Origin of the sequence: Halomonas sp. SH5A2, from assembly GCF_014263395.1 — a bacterium.
GTDB lineage: Bacteria > Pseudomonadota > Gammaproteobacteria > Pseudomonadales > Halomonadaceae > Vreelandella.
In genome coordinates, this window is record NZ_CP058321.1 from 2,289,377 (window position 1) to 2,311,016 (window position 21,640).

21 protein-coding genes are annotated in these 21,640 nt (G+C 58.0%); 11 read left to right on the forward strand and 10 right to left on the reverse strand.

Going from position 1 to position 21,640, the window contains the following annotated elements; all coding sequences use genetic code 11:
• The first annotated feature begins 103 nt into the window (after positions 1 to 103).
• Positions 104 to 1,570, forward strand: a complete 1,467-nt coding sequence (gene pyk / locus HXW73_RS10705) for a pyruvate kinase (RefSeq protein ID WP_186253102.1) — start codon at positions 104 to 106, stop codon at positions 1,568 to 1,570.
• A gap of 45 nt (positions 1,571 to 1,615) precedes the next feature.
• Positions 1,616 to 2,092, forward strand: coding sequence for a methylglyoxal synthase (locus tag HXW73_RS10710; RefSeq protein ID WP_186253103.1), 477 nt, complete (start codon positions 1,616 to 1,618; stop codon positions 2,090 to 2,092).
• A gap of 44 nt (positions 2,093 to 2,136) precedes the next feature.
• Here the strand turns inward: HXW73_RS10710 and cra are convergent, their stop codons facing one another.
• Complete coding sequence (cra, locus tag HXW73_RS10715; RefSeq protein ID WP_186253104.1) at positions 2,137 to 3,138, reverse strand: catabolite repressor/activator; 1,002 nt, start codon at positions 3,136 to 3,138, stop codon at positions 2,137 to 2,139.
• A 183-nt stretch (positions 3,139 to 3,321) separates the two neighbouring features.
• On the opposite strand from cra, the gene ptsP reads away from it, so the two are divergent.
• From ptsP to pgi, 4 genes are all read left to right on the forward strand, one after another.
• Entirely contained in the window at positions 3,322 to 6,195 is a 2,874-nt protein-coding gene (ptsP, locus tag HXW73_RS10720; protein WP_186253105.1) for a phosphoenolpyruvate--protein phosphotransferase, read from the forward strand.
• Entirely contained in the window at positions 6,195 to 7,166 is a 972-nt protein-coding gene (gene pfkB, locus HXW73_RS10725; RefSeq protein WP_186253106.1) for a 1-phosphofructokinase, read from the forward strand. Before ptsP ends, pfkB begins: the two co-directional genes overlap by 1 nt.
• Positions 7,163 to 8,905: a PTS fructose-like transporter subunit IIB gene (locus tag HXW73_RS10730; RefSeq protein WP_186253107.1), complete on the forward strand. Its 1,743-nt coding sequence runs from the start codon at positions 7,163 to 7,165 to the stop codon at positions 8,903 to 8,905. The genes pfkB and HXW73_RS10730 overlap by 4 nt, the downstream gene beginning before the upstream one ends.
• Before the next feature lie 167 nt (positions 8,906 to 9,072).
• Positions 9,073 to 10,740, forward strand: a complete 1,668-nt coding sequence (pgi, locus tag HXW73_RS10735) for a glucose-6-phosphate isomerase (protein WP_186253108.1) — start codon at positions 9,073 to 9,075, stop codon at positions 10,738 to 10,740.
• 146 nt (positions 10,741 to 10,886) lie between these two features.
• Here pgi and HXW73_RS10740 read toward each other — a convergent pair whose 3' ends face one another.
• Both HXW73_RS10740 and HXW73_RS10745 read right to left on the reverse strand, forming a co-directional pair.
• Positions 10,887 to 11,357, reverse strand: a complete 471-nt coding sequence (locus HXW73_RS10740) for a GNAT family N-acetyltransferase (protein ID WP_186253109.1) — start codon at positions 11,355 to 11,357, stop codon at positions 10,887 to 10,889.
• A gap of 139 nt (positions 11,358 to 11,496) precedes the next feature.
• Positions 11,497 to 12,036 carry a DinB family protein gene (locus tag HXW73_RS10745; protein ID WP_186253110.1) on the reverse strand — a complete coding sequence of 180 codons (540 nt, stop codon included), beginning with the start codon at positions 12,034 to 12,036 and terminating at the stop codon, positions 11,497 to 11,499.
• Positions 12,037 to 12,207: 171 nt separating this feature from the next.
• Here HXW73_RS10745 and HXW73_RS10750 point away from each other — a divergent pair, with 171 nt between their 5' ends.
• Positions 12,208 to 13,293 (forward strand): PA0069 family radical SAM protein, encoded by a 1,086-nt coding sequence (locus HXW73_RS10750; protein WP_186253111.1) that lies wholly within the window; start codon positions 12,208 to 12,210, stop codon positions 13,291 to 13,293.
• Between the two features lie 40 nt (positions 13,294 to 13,333).
• Complete coding sequence (locus tag HXW73_RS10755) at positions 13,334 to 13,639, forward strand: winged helix-turn-helix domain-containing protein (RefSeq protein WP_186253112.1); 306 nt, start codon at positions 13,334 to 13,336, stop codon at positions 13,637 to 13,639.
• 6 nt (positions 13,640 to 13,645) lie between these two features.
• Here HXW73_RS10755 and HXW73_RS10760 read toward each other — a convergent pair whose 3' ends face one another.
• From HXW73_RS10760 to HXW73_RS10790, 7 genes are all read right to left on the reverse strand, one after another.
• Entirely contained in the window at positions 13,646 to 14,491 is an 846-nt protein-coding gene (locus HXW73_RS10760) for a DUF2797 domain-containing protein (RefSeq protein WP_446718980.1), read from the reverse strand.
• Positions 14,475 to 14,759, reverse strand: coding sequence for a YeaC family protein (locus tag HXW73_RS10765; RefSeq protein WP_066317322.1), 285 nt, complete (start codon positions 14,757 to 14,759; stop codon positions 14,475 to 14,477). Before HXW73_RS10765 ends, HXW73_RS10760 begins: the two co-directional genes overlap by 17 nt.
• A gap of 14 nt (positions 14,760 to 14,773) precedes the next feature.
• On the reverse strand, positions 14,774 to 15,619 hold the full coding sequence (locus HXW73_RS10770) for a rhomboid family intramembrane serine protease (RefSeq protein ID WP_186253113.1): 846 nt from the start codon (positions 15,617 to 15,619) through the stop codon (positions 14,774 to 14,776).
• Between the two features lie 248 nt (positions 15,620 to 15,867).
• Complete coding sequence (locus HXW73_RS10775) at positions 15,868 to 16,884, reverse strand: metallophosphoesterase (protein ID WP_186253114.1); 1,017 nt, start codon at positions 16,882 to 16,884, stop codon at positions 15,868 to 15,870.
• Between the two features lie 2 nt (positions 16,885 to 16,886).
• Positions 16,887 to 17,795 carry an NAD(+) kinase gene (locus HXW73_RS10780; RefSeq protein ID WP_186253115.1) on the reverse strand — a complete coding sequence of 303 codons (909 nt, stop codon included), beginning with the start codon at positions 17,793 to 17,795 and terminating at the stop codon, positions 16,887 to 16,889.
• A gap of 138 nt (positions 17,796 to 17,933) precedes the next feature.
• Complete coding sequence (locus HXW73_RS10785; RefSeq protein WP_186253116.1) at positions 17,934 to 18,803, reverse strand: carboxylate/amino acid/amine transporter; 870 nt, start codon at positions 18,801 to 18,803, stop codon at positions 17,934 to 17,936.
• A 118-nt stretch (positions 18,804 to 18,921) separates the two neighbouring features.
• Positions 18,922 to 19,443: a YqaE/Pmp3 family membrane protein gene (locus tag HXW73_RS10790; protein WP_186253117.1), complete on the reverse strand. Its 522-nt coding sequence runs from the start codon at positions 19,441 to 19,443 to the stop codon at positions 18,922 to 18,924.
• A 200-nt stretch (positions 19,444 to 19,643) separates the two neighbouring features.
• On the opposite strand from HXW73_RS10790, the gene HXW73_RS10795 reads away from it, so the two are divergent.
• The 3 genes from HXW73_RS10795 to HXW73_RS10805 all read left to right on the forward strand — a co-directional run bounded on the left by HXW73_RS10795 (position 19,644) and on the right by HXW73_RS10805 (position 21,530).
• Complete coding sequence (locus tag HXW73_RS10795; protein ID WP_186253118.1) at positions 19,644 to 20,051, forward strand: CBS domain-containing protein; 408 nt, start codon at positions 19,644 to 19,646, stop codon at positions 20,049 to 20,051.
• Between the two features lie 271 nt (positions 20,052 to 20,322).
• Entirely contained in the window at positions 20,323 to 20,682 is a 360-nt protein-coding gene (locus HXW73_RS10800) for a hypothetical protein (RefSeq protein WP_186253119.1), read from the forward strand.
• Between the two features lie 23 nt (positions 20,683 to 20,705).
• Positions 20,706 to 21,530, forward strand: coding sequence for an AraC family transcriptional regulator (locus HXW73_RS10805; protein WP_186253120.1), 825 nt, complete (start codon positions 20,706 to 20,708; stop codon positions 21,528 to 21,530).
• Positions 21,531 to 21,640 lie beyond the last annotated feature (110 nt).

Below are 21,640 nucleotides of genomic sequence, written 5' to 3' on the forward strand. Positions count from 1 at the left end.
AATTACTATATAAACGCTATCGTAGTCCATAACTTAATCACCCGCAATTTCAACACCCAGCGTGGTGTCAACAATAACTATGGCCAACCCAGGAGAATGTGCAATGACGAGCCAAACCCTCTCTCTCCCCTTACGCCGCACCAAGATTGTGGCCACGCTAGGCCCTGCCAGCGACCGCCCCGGCGTACTGGAAGCCATGCTTAAAGCTGGCGTCGATGTCGTGCGCCTGAACTTTTCCCATGGCGCTGCCGATGATCACCGGCGGCGTCTGCAGGATGTTCGCGAGATCGCTCAGCGTCTGGGGCGCAGCGTGGCGGCATTGGGCGACCTCCAGGGGCCTAAAATTCGCATTTCACGTTTCAAGGATGAGGCCATTCACCTCACCCAAGGCCAGCCGTTCATCCTCGACATGGCAATGGAGGCCGACCAAGGCAACCAGGAGCGGGTCGGCTGTGACTACAAATCGCTGATTGATGACGTTAGCGTCGGCGACCGCCTGCTTCTCGACGACGGCCGCGTGGTACTGGATGTCACTCAAGTGGTTGACCAGGAAGTGCACACCCGGGTTCACGTGGGCGGCAAACTGTCCAACAACAAAGGCATCAACAAGCAAGGCGGTGGCCTTTCAGCCCCGGCGCTAACCGAAAAGGACAAGGCCGACCTGATTACCGCGCTGGATATCGGTGTGGACTATCTGGCGGTTTCCTTCCCGCGCAGTGCTGCCGATATGCAAGAGGCACGCGACCTGCTGGGCGAGGCTGGCAAAGAGATCGGCCTGGTCGCCAAACTAGAGCGCGCCGAAGCCGTGGCCGATGACGAAACCCTGGATGGCATTATCCAGGCCTCGGAAGCCGTGATGGTCGCCCGCGGCGACCTGGGCGTTGAAATTGGCGATGAAGCGCTGATCGGCACGCAAAAACGTATCATCAAGCACGCCCGCACCCTGAACCGTGCGGTTATCACCGCCACTCAGATGATGGAATCGATGATCGAGTCGCCGCTGCCCACCCGCGCCGAGGTATTCGATGTCGCCAACGCGGTGCTGGATGCCACCGATGCGGTCATGCTCTCGGCCGAAACCGCCGCGGGCGATTATCCGGTTGAAACCATCGAGGCGATGAACCGCGTCTGCCTGGGCGCCGAGCGCGAACGAATTGCCCAGGAGTCGGGGCACCGCATCCATGAAGGTTTCGAGCGCGTTGACGAGACGATCGCGCTGTCGGCCATGTACGCAGCCAACCATCTCGAGGGTGTCAGCGTGATCGCCTGCATGACTGCCACCGGCTATACGCCGCTGATTGCGTCGCGCATTCGCTCCAAACTGCCGATTGTCGGCCTGGCGCACACACCTATCGCTCAACGCCGCATGGCCCTTTATCGGGGTGTGGTATCGATACCGTTCGACACCACTCACATGCAGGCGGAAGATCTGAACGGCGAAGCGCTGGCGCTATTAAAAGCCCACGGCTTGGCGGATCCCGGCGAGCATGTCATTCTCACTCGAGGCGACCACATGAACGCCCATGGCGGCACCAACACCATGAAGGTGTTAGCGGTGGCGGCCGAGTAAGCGTCCTTATGCAGTGACAACGACCATGCTTTGGAGAGCCATGCCATGAATGATGCGCGACCACCCCGTCAGGCGATTCGTACGCTTCAGGCCCGCAAGCGGATTGCGTTGATTGCCCACGACGGCAAGAAAACCGAAATGCTCGAGTGGGCGACGCGCTGGAAGGACACGCTGGGCCGCCACGAACTGCTCGGCACCGGCACGACGGCAAAACGCCTGCACGACGCGCTGGGGCTGCCTATCGAAGGGTTGATGAGCGGCCCGCTTGGCGGTGACCAGCAGATTGGCGCGCGCATTGCCGAACAGGGGCTCGACGTGCTGATTTTCTTCTGGGACCCATTCTCGCCACAGCCCCACGACCCCGATGTCAAAGCACTGCTGCGCCTTGCGGCACTGTGGAACGTCCCGGTGGCGTGCAATGCAGCCAGCGCCGACTTTGTGCTTTCCTCGCCCTATCTGGACGAAAGCTACGACATGTCGATTCCCGATGCCAACGCCTGGGCCGCAGCACGCACTGAGTGACTGACAACCGAGTGGCTGCTAATTATTTAGCTCAACCACTTGGCTCAGGCCATCATTTGCGCACCCGGGTGGCGGGTGCGCAAATGCCTTGCGACCACTTGCTGACCGCATTGAGGCTCGCCTTCTGTCGCTGCCAGGGCGCAGCGCAGCGTCAACTCGGCGATACGGTCGTAATCCTGCAAGGCCGAGTTAATCGGCTGAGGCAAAAAGTCCAGCAGGCGATGATCACCAAAGGTTGCCAGCCGCATTCCCTCCGGCAAGCCTCCCCGTTCCAGAAAGACGTCGAAAACGCCTTCCATCAGCGTATAGGAGGCGGTGACCAACGCATCCGCCCCGCCCTCTTCATCCAGCAGCATGACAGCCAGGCGTGCGCCTTCGCTGCGCTCATAGTGCGTACCGCTTAGATACAGCGGCTTAATGGACGTGCCCGCAAGCGCCTGCTCGAATCCTGCCCGGCGCTCGCGGCTGATGGAAAGGTCAGGCATTGCTTCAAGCCACGCAACGCGTTGAGTCGCAGGATCGATCACTGAATGGGTCAACGCCAGCGACGCTTGACGGTCGTTACTGACTACACTTGCAAAGTGCGCAGGATCCAACCCCCGGTCCATCCCCACCACGCTCCAGCCCTCTTTTACTAGATCCGGGTAAAACGGATCGTCGCTGGCAAGGCAACTCGCCGTGATAAGCACTTCACAGCGCTGCGCGCGCAGCGCGAGCGCCAACCCCCGCTCGCTTTCCGGGCAGTCGTCGGAGCTCACCACCAACAGTTGATAGCCGCGCTCGCGAGCGCCTCGCTCTATGCGCTTGGCAAGCCGCGCGTAACTGATGTTTTCCAGATCAGGGACGATCAACCCCAGTAAACGACTGGCCCCCCGGCGCAGTGCTGCGGCCTGGGGGTCGATGTGATAGCGATGCTGGCGAACGACCGCCATCACCCTGTCGATGGTCGCTTGGCTAATGCGGCGCTTTTCGGCCTGGCCATTGATCACATAGCTGGCGGTGGTACGTGATACCCCGGCAAGCCGGGCAATGTCGGCAAGTGTCATGAATTTCCCCTTTGATTACCGACAGTTTAACAGCCGGCAGACGTCCATCAGACCAAAGTCTAGGCGTGAAACCCTTGTGTCCTGAAGTGAATCGATTCAGCATAGCCAACTATACACAGATGACACGATTCATCCAGCTCACTTCGGTGCGCTACGACCATGGTTCTATACACGGAGACACCTATGCTGACGCTCGGCTCTGATGACATATTGCTGGACTGCCATGCTGACGACTGGCAAGCAGCACTCAACAGCGCTGCCGATGCGCTGGTGGCGGCAGGGTTTGTCGAGCCCGACTACCGTGACGGCCTGCTCGACCGGGAGGCTCAGTCCTCGACGTTTTTGGGCAATGCCATTGCCATCCCCCACGGCACGCCGGAGAGCCGCCAATTCGTCAAGCAAACCGGGGTACGTGTTTTGCAATTCCCCCGTGGCGTTCAGTGGCACGACGGCCAGCAGGTGCACGTGCTGGTCACCATCGCCGCACAAAACGACGAGCACCTCGATATCCTGCGTCAGTTGACCCATGTACTGGACCGCGAGGGCGTCGCTGACCAACTGGCTAACGCCACTTCAGCCGCCGACGTCGCTCGCCTGCTTTCCAAGCCTGCCGTGATGCCGCGCCTGGATAACGATACGCTCTGCGTTAGCTTCCCCGCCAAGGACCTGCAGGAGTTAACCTTAGCCGCTGCCGCGCGACTGCGCCAAAGCGGCTGCGTCGACAATACCTTTATCAGTGCCATCGCCTCCGTCGAACCCACCTGGCTGGGTAATGGCCTATGGCTAGCAAGCCATCCTCACGGTGTCGCCCAGCCTGCGCTAGGGGTTGCGACCCCTGCGGACACATCGCTTAGCCATCAGGAACATCCCGTTCATGCCCTGTTCTGCCTGGCGGCCAGCGGTGAGAGCCATCGTTCGCTGCTTGAGCAATTATTGCCCCTGCTTGACCACAGCGAAAGCGAAAGCCTGGTCAACAAAACCAGCGCGCAGTGGCTGGCCGCCTTGGCAGGTGAAACCGCCAGCACGCAAACCCAACGGGCTCGCGTGCTGAACCCTCACGGCCTGCACGCCCGCCCGGCCAAGCAACTGGTACAAATTGCCCGCGCGCAGGCGGTGCCGATCAACGTTCGCCTCGAGGAAGGCAGCGCTACACCGGTTTCCGCCGCCAGCTTGACCAAGGTAATTGGTATGGGCGCAAGACGCGGCCAATGGCTGGTGTTTTCTGCCGAGGGCGAGCAGGCCAGTCAGGCACTCGCGGCCGTCAGCGAGGCCGTCGAGTCTGGCCTGGGCGAGAAGGTTGCTCCGTTTGACGGTGGACGGGAAAGCATTTCTCCCGCCGCCGACAGCGCCAAACCCGCCGCCGAGCCGCTGGTCAACGATACGCCCCATACCGGTGTGGCCGCCTCACCGGGGCTTGCCATTGCACCGGTCTTTGTCATCCGCCCGGTAAGCTTTGAATACCCGCAACACGCCGACGACCCCGAGCAAGAAGCTGCCCGTCTTCGGGAGGCACTGAAGGAAGGCGCCGCCCAGTTGGAGACGCTGGTACATGACGCGCCGGGCGGTGAAGTCGCCGACATTCTCTCCATGCACGAAGAAATGCTCGACGACCCGGAGCTGCACCAGGCCGCCATCGACGCTATCCGCGAAGGGGCGTCGGCAGAAGCCGGCTGGTGGGAAGCCATCGACACCGCCGCCCATGCCCAGGAAATGCTCGCCGACCGGCTACTGGCCGAACGCGCCGCCGACCTGCGCGACGTGGGCCGCCGAGTTCTCGGCGTGCTGTGCGACGTTAAACTGCCCGCGCCGCCCGACCATCCGTATATTCTGGTGATGGACGATATTGGCCCGTCTGATGTCGCGCGGCTGGATACCTCTCGGGTGCGTGGCCTGCTCACTGTTCGCGGCGGCGCCACCTCGCACAGTGCGATTCTGGCCCGCGCGCTAGGCATCCCGGCGGTTGTCGGTGCCGGTGAAGCCGTGATGGCACTACCTGACGGCGGCATGATGATTCTCGACGGCGAACGCGGTCGGGTCACCCACAAGCCTTCGGAAGATCGCCTGCAACGCGCCGAGCAGCAGTTGCTTGACCAGCAGCAGCGCGAGGCTGACGCCTGGGAAACGCGCTTTGAAACCGCACAAACCCGCGACGGTCACCGGGTCGAAGTGGCGGCCAACCTGGGCAATACCGCCCACGCGGAAGACGCCGTTGAACGCGGCGCCGAAGGGGTTGGCTTGCTGCGCACCGAATTCCTGTTTATGGCGCACGCCAGCGCGCCGGATTTGGCCACCCAGATCGACGAATATCGCCAGGCGATTGACGCCCTCGACGGGCGCCCGCTGGTGGCCCGCACGCTGGATGTCGGCGGCGACAAGCCGCTGCCCTACTGGCCCGTTCCTCAGGAAGACAACCCCTTCCTAGGCCTGCGCGGCATTCGCTTGGCGCTGACCCAGCCGGATGTGCTGGAAACCCAACTGCGCGCATTATTGATGGCCGGTAAAGATAGCCCCCTACGCATCATGTTGCCGATGGTCAAAGACATCGCCGAGTTTCGCACCGTCAAGGCCATTTATGATCGACTGCTGAAGGAAATTTCGCCGTCACAGCGTGCCACTGACGTGCAGCTCGGCGTGATGATCGAAGTACCTTCCAGCGCTCTGCTGGCCCCATCGCTCGCCGCCGAAGTGGACTTCTTCTCGGTGGGCACCAACGATTTGACCCAGTACACCCTGGCCATCGACCGTGGTCACCCGGAGCTTTCCGCCCAGGCCGACGGCCTGCATCCGGCCGTATTGCGCTTGATCCAGATGACCGTTGATGCCGCTCATGCCCATGGCAAATGGGTGGGTGTATGTGGCGAGCTGGCTTCCGACGCCATGGCGGTGCCCGTGCTGGTCGGCCTGGGCGTTGACGAGCTTTCTGTCAGCGCCCGGCAGATCCCGCTGGTCAAGGCGCGGCTACGCGAGTTTGACCTGGCCGATGCCAAAGCCAGCGCTCAACTGGCACTGGGCCAGGCCACCAGCGATGACGTGCGCGACGCGCTGGAGGCTCGCTGATGGCCCGTGTGCTATGCATTACACTCAACCCGGCGCTCGACCTGGCGTTCAGCCTTGACCAGCTCACTCTGGGGGCGGTTAACCGCCCCCACCACGCACAGCTGGAAGCCGCGGGTAAAGGCGTCAACGTCGCCCGCGTACTGGCTGGGTTAGGCCATGACGTGACCGTGAGCGGCTTTCTCGGCGCTGACAACGACGCACCTTTCGCGCTGGCCTTTCAGCACGCCGCTTTAAACGACGACTTTGTACGCGTGGCGGGTGAAACACGCATCAATGCCAAACTTGCTGAACAAAGCGGCCGGGTCACCGATATCAACGGCCCCGGCATGCCGATCACCTCCAACGACCTGCAACGCCTAACGGCACGGCTGGATGCACAGTTATACAGCGCAACACCTCCTCACGCCGTCGTGGTGGCTGGCAGCTTACCGCCAGGGCTCAGCCTGGATGACTTTCGCGCCCTTCTCCAACACCTCAAGGCCAGCGGTGTTCCTTTATGGGTGGATACCAGCGGCGCTGCACTTAACGCCGCCATTGAGGCAAAGCCTACCGCCGTCAAGCCCAACGAGCTTGAGCTTGCACAATGGGCTGGTACGCCACTTGAAACCAGTCACGCACTGACCCAGGCGGCGCGCCGTCTGCATCAAAGCGGCGTGGAACAGGCGCTGGTTTCCGCCGGCGCCAATGGCGTGCTGTGGGTTAACGATCAGGGCAGCTGGCAAGCAACGCCGCCAACCGTAACCGCCGTCAACACCGTATGCGCCGGTGACACCTTCGTCGCGGGCATGCTTCACGGCCTGCTTAGCGGCCACGACCCCGAGAACACCCTGCGCTTCGCCACGGCGTTGTCTGCCGATGCCGTTCGCCATGTAGGCGTGGGCAACCCTCAGGCCGACGACTTCGATTCACTCCAACAACAGACCCGGGTACGGCGTCTTGACGACACCATCACCGAGGGAGCTACGCTATGAACCTGATTCTGATTACCGCCTGCCCCAGCGGCATGGCGACCACCTTCCTCGCTGCCAAGCGACTGGAGCAGGCCGCCGAACGCCAAGGCTGGCACGTTCACGTGGAAATGCACGGCGAGCTGGCACCGCTTCAGGCCGCTACCGCCGAGCAGATTGCCAACGCCGACCTGATTGTCGTTGCGGCAGATCATGTGCCCGCCCCCGAGCGCTTTGAAGGCAAGCGGCTTTATCATGCGCCAATTGCCGACGCGCTCCCTGACCCCAGTGGCTTTTTGACCACGGCGAAACGCGATGCGCCGCTTTATCAGGCACCCGCCAATACACCCGCTGCCCGTTCTGCGGCGCCAACCGCCGCTGAAGGGCAGAAAATTGTCGCCGTGACCGCCTGCCCGACAGGCGTTGCCCATACCTTTATGGCTGCCGAAGCGCTAGCGGAAGCAGGCAAGGCCATGGGTCATGCGATCCGCGTGGAAACCCAGGGCTCGGTAGGCGCCCAGGATCAACTGACGGAAAAAGAGATCGCTGACGCTGACGTGGTCGTGCTGGCCTGCGATATTGACGTTGACCCTACTCGTTTTGCGGGCAAGCGCATTTATCGCACCTCTACCGGCAATGCGTTGAAAAAACCGCGCCCGACCCTGGAAGCCGCCCTCGCCCACGCAAGCGTAGAGGACGGCAGCCAGCCCAGTAACACCAGTGAAAGCAAGAGCGCCAAGGAGAAAGGCGTTTACAAGCACCTGCTGACCGGCGTGTCGTTCATGCTGCCGATGGTCGTCGCGGGGGGGTTGCTGATCGCGCTGTCGTTTGTCTTCGGTATCAACGCCGCCGAAGAGGAAGGCTCGCTGGCCGCCGCGCTGATGACAATCGGCGGCGGCACCGCCTTCGCGCTGATGATTCCGGTACTCGCGGGGTATATCGCCTACTCGATTGCCGACCGCCCCGGTATCGCACCGGGCATGATTGGCGGCATGCTGGCAGCCGATATTGGCTCCGGCTTTATCGGCGGTATTCTGGCCGGCTTCCTGGCCGGTTACGTGGCCCTGGCGGTTACCCGCTACGTAAAGCTGCCTTCGAGCATCGAATCGCTTAAACCGATTCTGATCATTCCGCTGATCGCAAGCCTGGTGACCGGCCTGGTGATGATCTACATCGTGGGCGAGCCGGTGGCGGGTATTCTTACCGCGCTGACCAACTTCCTCGAGACCATGGGCTCCACTAACGCCGTACTGCTGGGCATTCTGCTGGGCGCCATGATGTGTTTCGACCTGGGTGGCCCGGTCAATAAAGCCGCCTACACCTTTGGCGTGGGGCTGCTGGCGTCTGAAACCTACGGCCCCATGGCCGCGATCATGGCCGCGGGCATGGTTCCTGCCATCGGCATGGGCATCGCCAGCTTTGTGGCCCGCAACAAGTTCTCGGCGCCCGAGCGCGAAGCCGGCAAGGCGTCGTTTGTGCTGGGCATGTGTTTTATCAGCGAAGGCGCTATTCCGTTCGCTGCCAAAGACCCGTTGCGTGTGATCCCTGCCTGTATGCTGGGCGGTGCCGTTACCGGCGCGATCTCCATGCTGGTAGGCGCTAAACTGATGGCACCTCACGGCGGCATTTTTGTCCTGCTGATCCCCAATGCCATTACCCCCGTGCTGCTCTACCTGGGCGCGATCGTGATCGGCTCGCTGATTACCGGCCTGAGCTATGCCATGATCAAACGCGGCGCTACCCAAGTGGCCATTGCCAGCTAAACAGACATCAGGCGGGCCACGGCCCGCCTTACATTAGACGTATTATTGGTTTTATTACCATTAAACGTGCTTTTGTTTGCGATGGTTTGCCACAGCGCGCGTTTTATGTAGTATTTTTACACACATAACATCAAGGCAACTCGCCACCCACAACAACGGACACCGCTATGTTTCAGCTAACCCGCAGTGTGACGTGGCAGGCACTCGAACGCCTGCGCGACAAAACCGCTAACGACCGCATTCGTGACTACTTCACCAATGACCCGCAGCGCTTTGAAAAAATGAGCCTGCGGGTGGGCGGTCTTTTCCTCGACTACTCGAAACATCACGTATCCGACGAGGTTAAGGCCAAACTGATCGAACTGGCCGACCACTCCGCTCTGGTACAGCGCCGGGCACAGATGTTCTCGGGGGATATCATCAACGTCACCGAAGACCGTCCAGTACTGCACACCGCGCTTCGCCACCTGGGCGATGAGCCGGTGTTTGTCGACGGCAAGAACGTGATGCCCGAGATCACCCGCACCCGCGAACAGATCAAGCAGTTTTCCGAGGCGGTGCGCAGCGGCGAGTGGAAAGGCTATAGCGGCAAACGCATCAAGGACGTCGTCAACATTGGCATTGGCGGCTCGGATCTTGGCCCCAACATGGCCGTCCGTGCGCTGTTGAAGTACCGCCATCCGGAGCTGCACTTTCACTTTGTTTCCAACGTGGACGGCACCCATATACAAAAGGTGCTTTCACGTCTCGACCCGGCCACCACGCTATTTATTGTCTCGACCAAGACTTTCTCTACCCAAGAGACCCTGCTCAACGCCAAAACAGCACGGCGCTGGTTCCTGGAAAACGCTGGCGAAGACGCCGATGTGGGCGCGCACTTTATCGCTGCCTCCACCAACCGCAAGGCGGCGATGGAGTTTGGCATTCGCGAAGAGAATGTGTTCGAGTTCTGGGCCTGGGTCGGCGGGCGTTACTCCATGTGGTCTTCGATCGGCCTGCCCATTGCGTTATCGATTGGTTTTGAAGGCTTTATCGAGCTGCTGGAAGGCGCTCACGAGATGGATAACCACTTCATCGAGGCGCCCTTCTCCGAGAACATGCCGGTGCTGATGGCGCTGATCGGTATCTGGTATATCAACTTTATCGGTGCCGAAACCCAGGCCATCGTGCCCTACGACCAAGCCCTCCACCAGCTTCCCTCCTTCCTGCAGCAGTTGGACATGGAATCCAACGGCAAGTCGGTGGATATCTTCGGTCATCCGGTCAATTACAAGACCGGCCCGATTGTATGGGGCCAGACCGGCTCCAACGGTCAGCACGCTTTCTTCCAACTGCTGCACCAGGGCACGCGCTATGTGCCTATCGACTTTATTGCTTCGCTCAAGCCCGAGCCCGGCGTGGAAGACCACCACTTCGCCTTGCTGACCAACATGCTCGCCCAGGCAAACGCCTTTATGGAAGGCAGCCAGGGAGACAGCAAAGAACTCAGCCAGCACGACCCCTACAGCTGCCCCGGCAACCGCCCATCAAGCACCTTACTGCTGGACGAGCTCACACCAAAAAACCTGGGCGCGCTGATTGCCCTCTACGAGCACAAGGTGTTTGTTCAAGGCGTCATCTGGAACATCAACTCCTTTGACCAGTGGGGCGTCCAGCTAGGCAAACGTATCGCCGGTGAAATCAGCGAGCGTATCGACACCAACGCCGCCGACTTCGATGCCTCGACCCAAGGACTGTTGGAGCTGCTGCGTGGCCACTTCCCAGGCAATGGGACAGGTGCAACGAACGCTGAAAAAGCCAGCGACGACAAAAAACCGGCGAGGAAGAAGCGCTAAACCAGTTTCGTAAATGGACACAAAAACGAACGCCTTGGCTTGAGAGAGCCAAGGCGTTTATTCTTGCCCATATCCGGCAAGCTACATAACATCATGATGTTAGAAAGCCAGGATGGGTTCACTATCGATTGGGATAAACGTTTTGATCACTGGATGTCCCAATACATAATATGTTGAGGCCCCGCAGCGCCGCCCAGGTATTGCTCACCTGTTTCATAAAATCCCGCCTTTTGATAACAGGTGCGAGCTGCGGGGTTCTTAGCGTTCACCGTCAGGTAGATTCGGGGATAATTCGCGTAGTTTTCTTTTAGATAGAGAAACAACGCTTTTACCGCCAACGTCCCAATCCCTTTGCCCTGCTGCTTGGCATCAATAATAAAGGTACGTAAGCCTATGCTGCCTTTCGCACAAAAGTCATAGCCATCAGCGTAGGCTATATCGATTTTGAAGCACCCTACCACCTGATCATTGTGTTTAATTACATGCAAATGCGCAGCCTCATTTCTATCAGCGAGAAACTCCTTAGCGGTTCCCACAAATTTCACCTGATCATCGAGCACCGCGATGTTGAGCACTTCAGCCACATCCAATGCATTAAGTTTTTCTAGCTTGATCATTTAGTGCTCGCTGTTGTAGTTGATGTGGCATCTTTTAATGTGAGCGACTACTACCAATGATTTTCAACATAGTCACCTAACGTGCCTGGATTTTCACCATTTACCACTTTGTACCATGCGTGTTGTTTTGACACCCTTCTTACGCCTCATCTGGAATCAGCGCCAGCAGATCGGTGACGCCTATATCCAAACCAGCTTGCGAGAGCAGCGTAGAAACCTGCCCGCGGTGATGGGTCTGGTGATTGAAGAAGTGATAGATAAGGCTTGAATAGCGCCGTGTGGAAGCGATTCCTTTGCTGTTTCGGTAACTCAGCGTGGTGCTCAAATCGTCGTCTGTCAGCGCTGCCACCCAGTTAATAATCACGCTATCCAGCCATTGGCGGTGTGCTGTTAGGCTATCCAGGTCATCAAACATGATTTGATCAAGCCGCTCTGGCGCAGGAAGGTCGATCACCACCGCAAGCGTTCTTGCGGTGGAAGAGGGATGGGTTGCAAACCGTTTGAGCCATATTGTGTCGGCGACCACGATGTGATTAAGCGTGCCAAAAATCGAGCCGAAGAACGCGCCACGCTCTTCGCTAAGTTCCGCAGCCGTCAGCTTACTGGCGGCCTCGTATACTTTTGCGTTCATCCACTGATTGCAGGATGCCATCAATGCAAAATGGGTTTGCAGCTTCATAGGTCACATCGCCTCTTTCAATACTCGCGCCAGCGGGCACTTTAAGGGCATGAAATAACTACCCATCTGTTCATCCCCTCGAATCTAGCATTTAAGCCCTTTCCTCTCTCCTTGCGTCTTTTGACAAACGCCATATACTGTATATATAGCCATATATTAACGGGGTGGCAAATGACGGCTTTTCATTACGCTGATGGCGGTTCCTCTGTGCGCAAAGGGCGCGGGGCTACCTACGACCCACACAACCGTTTTGCGCCCTCCCAAAGCGTAGCGGAAGATGACGGCTGGTGGCGGGAAGAGGCGTCTACGACCATCGCCACCGAAGTACGCGAAGAGGTGAGTAAAAGCGCACTGTCGTGGAACACCTCACCGGATTTGCCGTTTGATCGCTCACTGAACCCCTACCGCGGCTGTGAGCACGGTTGCGTTTACTGCTATGCCCGCCCCTCCCACGCCTACTGGGACTTATCGCCAGGGCTGGATTTTGAAACCAAGTTGATTGGCCGAAGCGGTTTAGTGGAGCAATTAACCGAAGAGCTTTGCCACCCTAAGTACGTGTGCCGCCCGATTAACCTTTCCGGCAACACCGACTGCTACCAGCCCCTTGAGGCGCAGCACCAAACCACCCGCCGCTTGCTTGAACTGTTACTGGAATGTCGCCATCCGGTCACGATTGTGACCAAAAGCAGCCTTATACTGAGGGACCTGGAGTTACTTTCCGAAATGGCCGAACACCGCCTGGTGCGGGTGTTCATCAGCATTACCAGCCTGGATGCCAATCTGAAACGCTCCCTGGAGCCGCGTACGGCGTCGCCTCAGGCCCGTCTGAAAGTCATCCGCGAGCTGAATACTGCGGGGATTCCTGTGGGCACGCTGGTTTCGCCGATCATCCCTGGGCTGACCGACCATGAAATTGAGCGGATTCTGGAAGCCGCCAGCCGAGCGGGGGCGCGCACCGCGACCTGGATGCTGTTGCGCCTACCCCATGAAGTGGCGCCATTGTTCGAGGCCTGGCTGGAAGCCCACTACCCCGAACGGGCAGCCAAGGTGATGAGCTTGATTCGTCAGTGCCGCGGCGGAAAGAATTACGATGCCCGCTTTGGGAAGCGTTTCCGCGGTGAAGGGGTGTTTGCCGAAATGATCGGCCAACGGTTTAATCGCGCCAGCCGCCAGTGGAAATTGCAGTCGCGCACCGAGCAGGGATTGAATACCCGCGACTTTCGTCCGCCGCGCGCGCAAGGCGATTTATTCTATTAGACTGGGCGGCGTTACTGTCGACTCCCATAAAGGATGCGCCATGTCCGCGCCGTTAAGTAAAACCAAATCGAGCTTTTATCGCCGCCTATACGTGGCGTACCTAATTGACCAAGGCACTGCCAGCGTCCCGGCCTTGATCGAGGCAACCGGCATGCCACGGCGCACCGCGCAAGACACCATTACCTCGCTTGCTGAGCTGGATATTGAGTGCGTGTTCGAGAAGGACGAGGGCGAGCGGCACAACATTGGCCGCTATCAGATACGTGATTGGGGCGCGATTGACCCAAGCTGGGTGGCGAGTCACGCCGGATACCTGCAAGAGGCACTGGGCTACGTTAACGCCTAAGCGATATTAAGCGACGCTAACCTCATAACCGGTAAACTTACGCAGATTGATCACCCCGGTATCCAGCATTAGGTACTGGCCTTTAATGCCCTGCAAGATGCCGCTGACCTCGGGCTGCTTGTCGAAGTTGTGCGACACAATCTTGCGTGGGAAGGTCTCCACCGGATAGTGAAAGGCATGATGTTGACTATACAGCTCACGGATGGCGTCCGACCCGTGTTCACTTTTCAGTTGCCCCAGGCCGCTGGCCGTCGCGGCCATCAGGCGATCACGTTCGGCTTTCAGATCAAGCTCCGCCACGTCGCCTTTGAGCATGGCTCGCCAGTTGGTGCGGTCGCCAACATGTTCCTTGAACAGCATCTCCACAAAGCCTGATTGCTGGCGGGTATCGACCTCAAGAATCGGCAGCGCCTGTATCGCGCCCTGGTCCAGCCAACGGGTGGGCATTTGCGTTTTACGCGTAATACCCACTTTCAACCCCGACGAGTTGGCCAGGTAAACAATATGCGGTTGAAAGCAATGCTGCTCCCCCCATGCGGGGTCGCGGCAGGTGCCCTGAAAAAAATGACACGTTTCCGGTTTCATGATGCAGGTATCGCACTGGGCCAGGCGTTTGAAGCAGGGGTAGCAGTAGCCCTGAGCAAAGCTTTTTTTGGTTGCACGACCGCAATGGGTACAGGCGATAGCGCCGCTCCAACGCAGCTGTAACGGCGACCCCAACCGCTCATTCAGATCAATGCGATGCTCACCCGCGCGCAACTTATAGCTGACGGGTTGAGCCTGAGTCGTGCCCGGTTCGACCGCCATTTTACGCAAGCACCCCTGCACTAACCCATCAGTCACGCGAAGCATCCTTGGCAAGACCGGCCATTTCAGGTGAAACGCCCTGCCCCGTGGCGCCTGCACCGCAGGTGCGCTGTTCAAGATATCCGACGCGGTTTGCTTCGGGCACGTTGTTTTCCACCTCATAGCGCATCACGGCTTCAAGGCACAGCTCGGTCTGCTCGGCAGTGAGGTAGCGGCCGTCAGGCCACTTACGCAGCGATACGGCCTGCTTGAGGCTCTCGTAAATCGCCGGGGTCATCTGATTAATCATTTTATCGAAGGTCATATCGCTCATGCCAAACTCCTCAGTTAAGACCGTAAACGCCGCGCGCTATAATACCAGCCTGTCACCAGGCCGACGATCAGTCCGCCAAGATGCGCCTCGTTGGCGACATTACCAAAGCCTACCAACCCAGCCATATCGGTCATGGTAAACACCATCCAGCCCAGCATGAACACGACGAGCATTTGCGGTACAAAAAAGCCGCTTCCCGGCACACGGCGCGACATCAGCCACACATGCCCCAGCAAGGCGTAAACGACACCCGACATGCCGCCAAACAGCACTGTACCGGTCGCGTACTGTGCCAGGTTCGCCAGTATCCCTGCGAAGACCAGCAGCAAGAGCAGCGTCCGTCCACCCTGTAGCGCTTCGACCTGACGCCCGAAATACCATACCCACATCAGGTTGAAGATCAGGTGCATCCAGCCAAAATGCAGAAAAGCCGGCGACAGCAGACGCCATACCTGGCCGCTAACTAGCGTATCTGTCAGCGACCCGTAGGTGAGCTCACCGCTCGCAATACCAATCGGCACGATGGTGAGGGCTACGATCAACAGGTCACCAAATACCCCGATCAGCGCGAAGATCACCAGACTCGCCACCACCATCGCCACGGTAACCGGCAATTGTTTAAGCGTTGAGAACAGCGCAGGGGAATCCGCCTTTGAGGCCTGCTCGGCGAGTTCAAGGGGCTCGCCCTGCTGCCAGCGGGCAACCAGAGCGAGAAGCGCTTCACGCTGATCTGGATCGGCGACCCAGAGCACCTGGGCATCGTCTTCAGCGGTAATCCGGTGCCCTATGCGGTAACGCCAAAGCGCTTTGCGAAGCGCCTGGGCATCCGTGTCGGGGGGTAAACGCATTACGGGGTGCATAGGCTTCCTTTATGATAACGACATAGGCTATTTAAACAAACGCTAAGCTTGGCAACCCATTGGATAGAACACGCCCAGGTGTGGCAATACAGTGATTATTATTTCCACCAAAAAAAACCGGCGGAGGGGGCCGCCGGGTAAATAGCAAGGGATCATTCAAGGGAACATCTATTCTGACGAGCGGCGACAGCGTTAGTTCATATGTTTTGCAAAAATTATGTAAATTAATGTAACAATAACAATTCAGATCAATCATCGTCATCCAGCACGGTGTTTAAAACGCTCTGCTCTTCTCTGGCGACCTGGATCCAGACAAAATGATCGGCATTTAAGCTTTGTTCGCCATTCCAACGATAGGCAACCAGACGGCCATACTTCACCGCACTGTAATCCAGACAGGCAATGTTCGCCGTGGGTAACGCAGGTATGCCTTCACACCAATAATGGCCAATAAACAAAGGGGACTCATCGGGACCGTAATAACTCAGCGTCTTACGCTCTTTTTGGCTAAGCGGCCGCTGCTCTAGATCGCCGGGTAAATTATCGGGCTGGAAGGCGACATCGCCCCAGTACTGGGGCGATGTCGCCCAGAAATGGGTTCGGAAACTGTGCCGCGTGAACCCATCCCCCGAGTGAATGGCGACGTTGTCGGGAAGCTGCAGATGGCTGCCCCGTGTCAGACGATCCAGGATGCGAAATGCCTGGGTCGATGGATCGGTCGAGGCGACAAGAAAATCGTCGTCCAGGCAGCCATCGGGGTAGTCTTGTTTGAACTGCTCTATCAGCTGATGATCCCAACAGGCGTGCACCACCCGTAAGCCATCCTGTTCGAGAAACAAGGGTAGCGTTTTAAACCATGCCAGCGTGTCTTCCCATTCGTTGGTGTGGTCGCGGTACTGTTCCAGCGTGTCTTGAATAATCCGGTTGTGACGCGGTGTGTGCTCGCGTAACCAGCGCTGTTGGCTGTTCGGTGGTGCCGGGTGGGTATACGCCAAGGCGTTGTATTCATGGTTGCCCATGACGATCTGGGCTTCGCCGGACTCAACCATTCGCCGGGCGATGGTCACGGCAAGCCGGATACGTGGCCCCCGATCGATGAGATCCCCGAGAAAGATCACCCGGCGGCGCGGATGGCGGTAGACGCCACCGCGTTGGCGATAGCCCAGCTTTTCGAGCAATGCCGCAAGCGTCGCTCCGCAGCCGTGCACGTCCCCAATCAGATCGTAGCCTTCAAACACCGGCTTGGCGGCGACTTGGTGGACCATCTTCAGTCTCCCAACCGGTTGCTCCAGCCAAGTTTGCTGCGCAGCACCTCGTAAAAATTATGTCCAATGGGATGCACCAGCTGAACCCGTTCTGGCTTTCGTGTAATGACGACGACATCATCCGGTTTAGCGACCGAGCGTGTCTGCCCATCGCAGCTGACGTGGGGATAGGATTGGTTGGTCTCACCGATGTGCAGGCGAATCTCGCTGGCCGCATCAATGACAATGGGACGGCTTGAAAGCGTGTGCGGAAACATCGGCACCAGGGTAATCACATCCAGCTTGGGGTGCATGATCGGCCCACCGCCGGATAACGCGTAGGCAGTAGAGCCTGTCGGCGTTGCAATAATCAGCCCATCACTACGCTGGCTGTAAACGAACTGACCATCGATAAAAAGTTCGAACTCGATCATACGGACGGCTTTGCCCGGATGGACAACGACTTCATTGAGTGCTTCACCCGAGCCCACCATCACACCATTGCGGTATAGCGCCATATCCAGCAGGAAGCGTTCTTCACGCTCGAACTCACCGGCCAGCACTTCGCCAACACGGGTTTCCAGTTCATCCGGTGAGATGTCGGTCAAAAAGCCCAACCGACCTCGATTAACGCCTAAAATCAGCGTACCGCTATGGCACAGGGTGCGGGCCGCGCCCAGCAAGCTGCCATCGCCGCCAACCACGATCACCAGGTCACACATCTCACCCAGTGCACGGCGACTAGCCTCAGGCTGACCATGGTGTGGGATCACCGTGGCCGTACGATCCTCGACCAGTACGCGGTAGCGATGCTCAACCAGATAGTTAACTAAGCGCTGCAGCGAGTCGACGACTTTATCGCTGCCCAGGCGGCCAATTAGCCCGATGGTACTAAATGGCCGCCCTGACTCCTTTGGCGTATTCGATGGCACAGCAGCTTCCTGAACATGATGAGTCGTGAGTCGACACAAATAAGATCCGTCCATTATGGCCAGAGCAGGCAGCACGGGCAAATGGACTGAGGGCCTGTTGACGTTTCAGCGCGGCCGTGAATGAAACGTCAACAGGCCCTATGCAGGGTGTGCCTGCTGACGTTGCAGCCACCAGTGATTTAGCCACAGCGACGCCGCCATGATTCCTGCGCCAAGCAACAGCCGAGCCACGTCGGCTTCACGGTTCCAGATCAGCAAATTGACGGCCAGCCCAGCGGGTACAAGCGCATTATTCATGACCGCAAGGGTGCCAGCATCTACCCGAGTGGCGCCCTGGTTCCAGGCAAAATAACCCACCCCCGAAGCGACAAGCCCAAGCCAGGCCAATACGCCCCATTGCACGCCGGTTGTCGGCAGAGCGGCGCTGTTACCGAATAGCAGAAAGACCGGTAACGCAATTACCATGGCACCGATAAAAAACCAGCCAAACACATTGTGCCAAGGCAAATCGGCAGGCAAGTCAGCCGCTAAACGCCGGTAGCCGACCTGGCCGATGGCAAAGCACAGGTTGGCTCCTTGCACGACTAAAAAACCTGCCCAAAAACCACTATCGACCCCATCGTAGCGGATAACCGCCGCGCCAATCACCGCCAGGGCCGCGCTTACCAGGTAGATCGGCGTGAAACGACCAAACAGCAGATCATCCAGCAGCGCGATATAAACCGGTGTAAAGATGGTAAACAGCAGAACTTCGGGTACCGACAGCAATATAAATGACTGGTAGAAGAAGGTGTACATAATGCCGAGTTGAATGGCGCCCAGCGCCATCAGCGCCAAACGCTGTTTGCCTTTCAACAGGCTGGGTCGTAGAAACGGCAAGAACACCAAGGCGGCAAGCCCTACCCGAAGAAGTACCGCGAAATAGCTGTCGACCTGGCCCGCCAGGTAAACGCCAATCAGCGAAAAAGAGAACGCCCACAGCGCGGTGACACCGACGAGATACGCCATCGTAAACCTCAGATATTATAAAAGTTGACGTGGATTATACGTCGCGTATCGCCGTTGCCAATGGCTGATTGGCAAAACATCGCCTGATAAAGTAAATCCAACGAGAAACGGGTGCTTCCTATTGCCGGCGAAGCCATACAAAAGCGAAAACCACTCCTGGTAGCCAGACACACAGCGTCAGTAACGTCGTAATGGCGACGCGTCGTGCGCCCCCTTCCGTCAGCGCTACCGCCAATGGCGGGAATAGCACAGCCAATGCATAGTAAGCCGCCTTCACCGACGAAGGCATGGCTGTCAGCGGAGGTGACTGCGGTGCCGATTCGTTATCGGATGGTTTTTCAGGGGTGAAAAATTCAACGCTTTTATCGACAGCGGGCGTCGCTTCAGCCTTGGACGAATCGTTAACCGTCGTCTTGCGGTGAGCGTCTTTATCGATTTTTTGCGTCAGGGCATCGGCGTCGTGCGCCAGATCCTCGTGATAGCGCTCCCACTCTTCCCAATCATGGGGTGTCCCCACCTTGGGGCGTTGCTGACCAGCCTCACGCGCACGCTCCCAGGATTTTTCTTCCAGTGTGTTGGGGCGGTCGGCATCACGGTCCAGCGGCACCCCTTTGCGATTCAAATATTCACGTGCGTCCATAATCTTTCCTCACGCCAAGTCATTAAGGTTATTCGACCAGATAAAGGGGACAATTGCGACGTTCGCGGCCCTTTACAAGCGCTTTTAAAGCGTTGAATGCCCCAGCAGGATGATCATCGCATCTGTATGTAAATCTTCTAAAGTGAATAGAGCGACGGTTAACTAAACGTTCGCCATGCTCACGCAAAAGGAGAGCCACAATGTCAAAACCCACGCCTCACACCGTGCGCGATATCATGTCTCGCGATTGTTATCGTGTCTCGCCAGAAATGTCGATCACCACGTTGGCCCAGGGACTCGCGCTGCACCGTCTTCCTGGTGCGCCGGTGGTTGATCGGCATGACAACCTGATCGGTTTTATTTCAGAACAGGATGTATTGGGCCGCGTTCTTGACAGCGTGTACCATGATGATGAGGCGCCCTTGGTCAAGGAGCTGATGCGCAACGAAGTGCTCAGCGTTACCCCGGCGAAAAGCATTACCGATCTGGCGCAGGAAATGCTGGGCGCAAAACCCAAAATATATCCGGTGGTTGAACAACGCCGCCTGGTAGGGATTGTTACGCGACGCGATATTCTTGTCGCTTTGCTCACCATTCGCCGTCACTGAGAAGGCTGTCGCAGAACGTTGCGAAAGCATATTGCTGTGAAACCATCAACATCAGGCAAAAAAAACCGCTGCTCATGGAGCAGCGGAAGCAAGGGATCAAAACAATAGCGAGGCAACACCATTAGCGACTGCTATCACTACGTTGCCTGTACATACTCAGACACGCTGTTCTGAAAAAGTTCGGCAATCTGCAAAATTTTCGTTTCGAAAAATGTGAACGGTATAATGCACCGTATCGTAACTTCGCGCTCAACCCCCAAGGGAGTACTGCATGGCACTTTATCTTTTGGTATTTGGGGTGTGTTTTCTGGTGATTGGCAGTGTCGTGGCCGTTTTGCTGAGCTCGCGCACGCCACGGTACCGCACCGAACCGAAAGATCTGCTAGCGCTTTTTGACAAAGCGCTGGCCAGCCAGGTGAGCGAAACGGAATGGAACGCCCTGATCGGCTACCCCATTCGGCATAACGAGTATTTAGAGGGCGTGCGGAGACGGGCATCCCACTTGATGGACCAACATGGCAGGCGCTGGCAACTGGCTCAGGGAAAGCCCTTGCTTAACGAAGAGGGTCAGGCAGAACTGAAAGCCCTGCGCGATCATTTGGCGGCTCACACCGAACTCCATGCACATTAACGCAGGTGGCGGCGGAGATTCCTATGCCTAGCACCATTCGTCGAATTCCTTTGGAAAGCGCTACGCGTCACCACTCTCATGATTTTCACCAGATCGTTATTACCCTATGCGGTGCCTCGGAGTTTGAAATCGAGGGGCTGGGGGGCCGTGTTAATGCGTTTTCGGGTTGCATTGTGCCCGCGAATCATGAGCACTACTACTCGGGCAGCGGCTATAATCGACAGCTGATTCTGGACCTGCCAGAAGATGCACCGGCGCTTACCGGCGAGCAGCGCGAGCTTGTCGCCTTGTTCGATGCGCCGCGTTTTTTTGCCCTGGATGCCTCGCTGCGCCACTACCTGGCTTTCATGGAATGCGAGCTTGGCCAGACAGTCTCTCCTAGCCTCTCGCCCTTTCAACATGACCGGCTGGCCGCCACATTTCTGGGCGCTCTCAAGGGGCGCTTGGGCCATGACCCTAGACCACCCTCGCGTCTCGATATTCACCACCTTGACCGTTTTATTCAGCAGCATATGGGCGACAACCTGCGTGTCGCCGATCTGGCGAAACTGGTGTGCCTGAGCGAGGCGCATTTTTCAGAACGTTTTCGTCAACAGACAGGCCTCTCGCCTTGGCAATACGTAAAGCGCCAGCGTTTGCATGCTGCCCACCAGCTTGTGGTTCAGAGCCACTTATCGCTGACCGATATTGCGCTGCAAACCGGCTTTGCCAACCAAAGTGCGCTATCGCATGCGTTTCGCCGTGGCTATGGCCTCTCACCCCGCCAGCTTCGTCAATCCCACAGACTTTCCGGCCCGTTGACTAGCCGTCCAGCTAACCCGCTGGCAGAGCCCGCCAATCTAAACTAAAGTCTTAAAAGTGATTGACTTACCTCGAATCTGACATATTTTCCCGCGGAAATGGCATACACCGACATCCACTCCGCTCTACATTCGAGCGTTAGCTCAGGCTTACGTCC

Excerpts from the sequence above, each read along its gene's own strand:
- HXW73_RS10730 (WP_186253107.1), top strand. The coding sequence starts at position 7,163 with ATGAACCTGATTCTGATTACCGCCTGCCCCAGCGGCATGGCGACCACC.
- HXW73_RS10790 (WP_186253117.1), bottom strand. The coding sequence starts at position 19,443 with ATGGACGCACGTGAATATTTGAATCGCAAAGGGGTGCCGCTGGACCGT.
- HXW73_RS10750 (WP_186253111.1), top strand. The coding sequence starts at position 12,208 with ATGACGGCTTTTCATTACGCTGATGGCGGTTCCTCTGTGCGCAAAGGG.
- HXW73_RS10765 (WP_066317322.1), bottom strand. The coding sequence starts at position 14,759 with ATGAGCGATATGACCTTCGATAAAATGATTAATCAGATGACCCCGGCG.
- pfkB (WP_186253106.1), top strand. The coding sequence starts at position 6,195 with ATGGCCCGTGTGCTATGCATTACACTCAACCCGGCGCTCGACCTGGCG.
- HXW73_RS10755 (WP_186253112.1), top strand. The coding sequence starts at position 13,334 with ATGTCCGCGCCGTTAAGTAAAACCAAATCGAGCTTTTATCGCCGCCTA.
- HXW73_RS10800 (WP_186253119.1), top strand. The coding sequence starts at position 20,323 with ATGGCACTTTATCTTTTGGTATTTGGGGTGTGTTTTCTGGTGATTGGC.
- pgi (WP_186253108.1), top strand. The coding sequence starts at position 9,073 with ATGTTTCAGCTAACCCGCAGTGTGACGTGGCAGGCACTCGAACGCCTG.
- HXW73_RS10745 (WP_186253110.1), bottom strand. The coding sequence starts at position 12,036 with ATGAAGCTGCAAACCCATTTTGCATTGATGGCATCCTGCAATCAGTGG.
- HXW73_RS10805 (WP_186253120.1), top strand. The coding sequence starts at position 20,706 with ATGCCTAGCACCATTCGTCGAATTCCTTTGGAAAGCGCTACGCGTCAC.
- HXW73_RS10770 (WP_186253113.1), bottom strand. The coding sequence starts at position 15,619 with ATGCACCCCGTAATGCGTTTACCCCCCGACACGGATGCCCAGGCGCTT.
- HXW73_RS10710 (WP_186253103.1), top strand. The coding sequence starts at position 1,616 with ATGAATGATGCGCGACCACCCCGTCAGGCGATTCGTACGCTTCAGGCC.
- HXW73_RS10775 (WP_186253114.1), bottom strand. The coding sequence starts at position 16,884 with ATGGTCCACCAAGTCGCCGCCAAGCCGGTGTTTGAAGGCTACGATCTG.
- HXW73_RS10760 (WP_446718980.1), bottom strand. The coding sequence starts at position 14,491 with ATGCTTCGCGTGACTGATGGGTTAGTGCAGGGGTGCTTGCGTAAAATG.
- HXW73_RS10785 (WP_186253116.1), bottom strand. The coding sequence starts at position 18,803 with ATGGCGTATCTCGTCGGTGTCACCGCGCTGTGGGCGTTCTCTTTTTCG.
- HXW73_RS10795 (WP_186253118.1), top strand. The coding sequence starts at position 19,644 with ATGTCAAAACCCACGCCTCACACCGTGCGCGATATCATGTCTCGCGAT.
- HXW73_RS10740 (WP_186253109.1), bottom strand. The coding sequence starts at position 11,357 with ATGATCAAGCTAGAAAAACTTAATGCATTGGATGTGGCTGAAGTGCTC.
- ptsP (WP_186253105.1), top strand. The coding sequence starts at position 3,322 with ATGCTGACGCTCGGCTCTGATGACATATTGCTGGACTGCCATGCTGAC.
- cra (WP_186253104.1), bottom strand. The coding sequence starts at position 3,138 with ATGACACTTGCCGACATTGCCCGGCTTGCCGGGGTATCACGTACCACC.
- pyk (WP_186253102.1), top strand. The coding sequence starts at position 104 with ATGACGAGCCAAACCCTCTCTCTCCCCTTACGCCGCACCAAGATTGTG.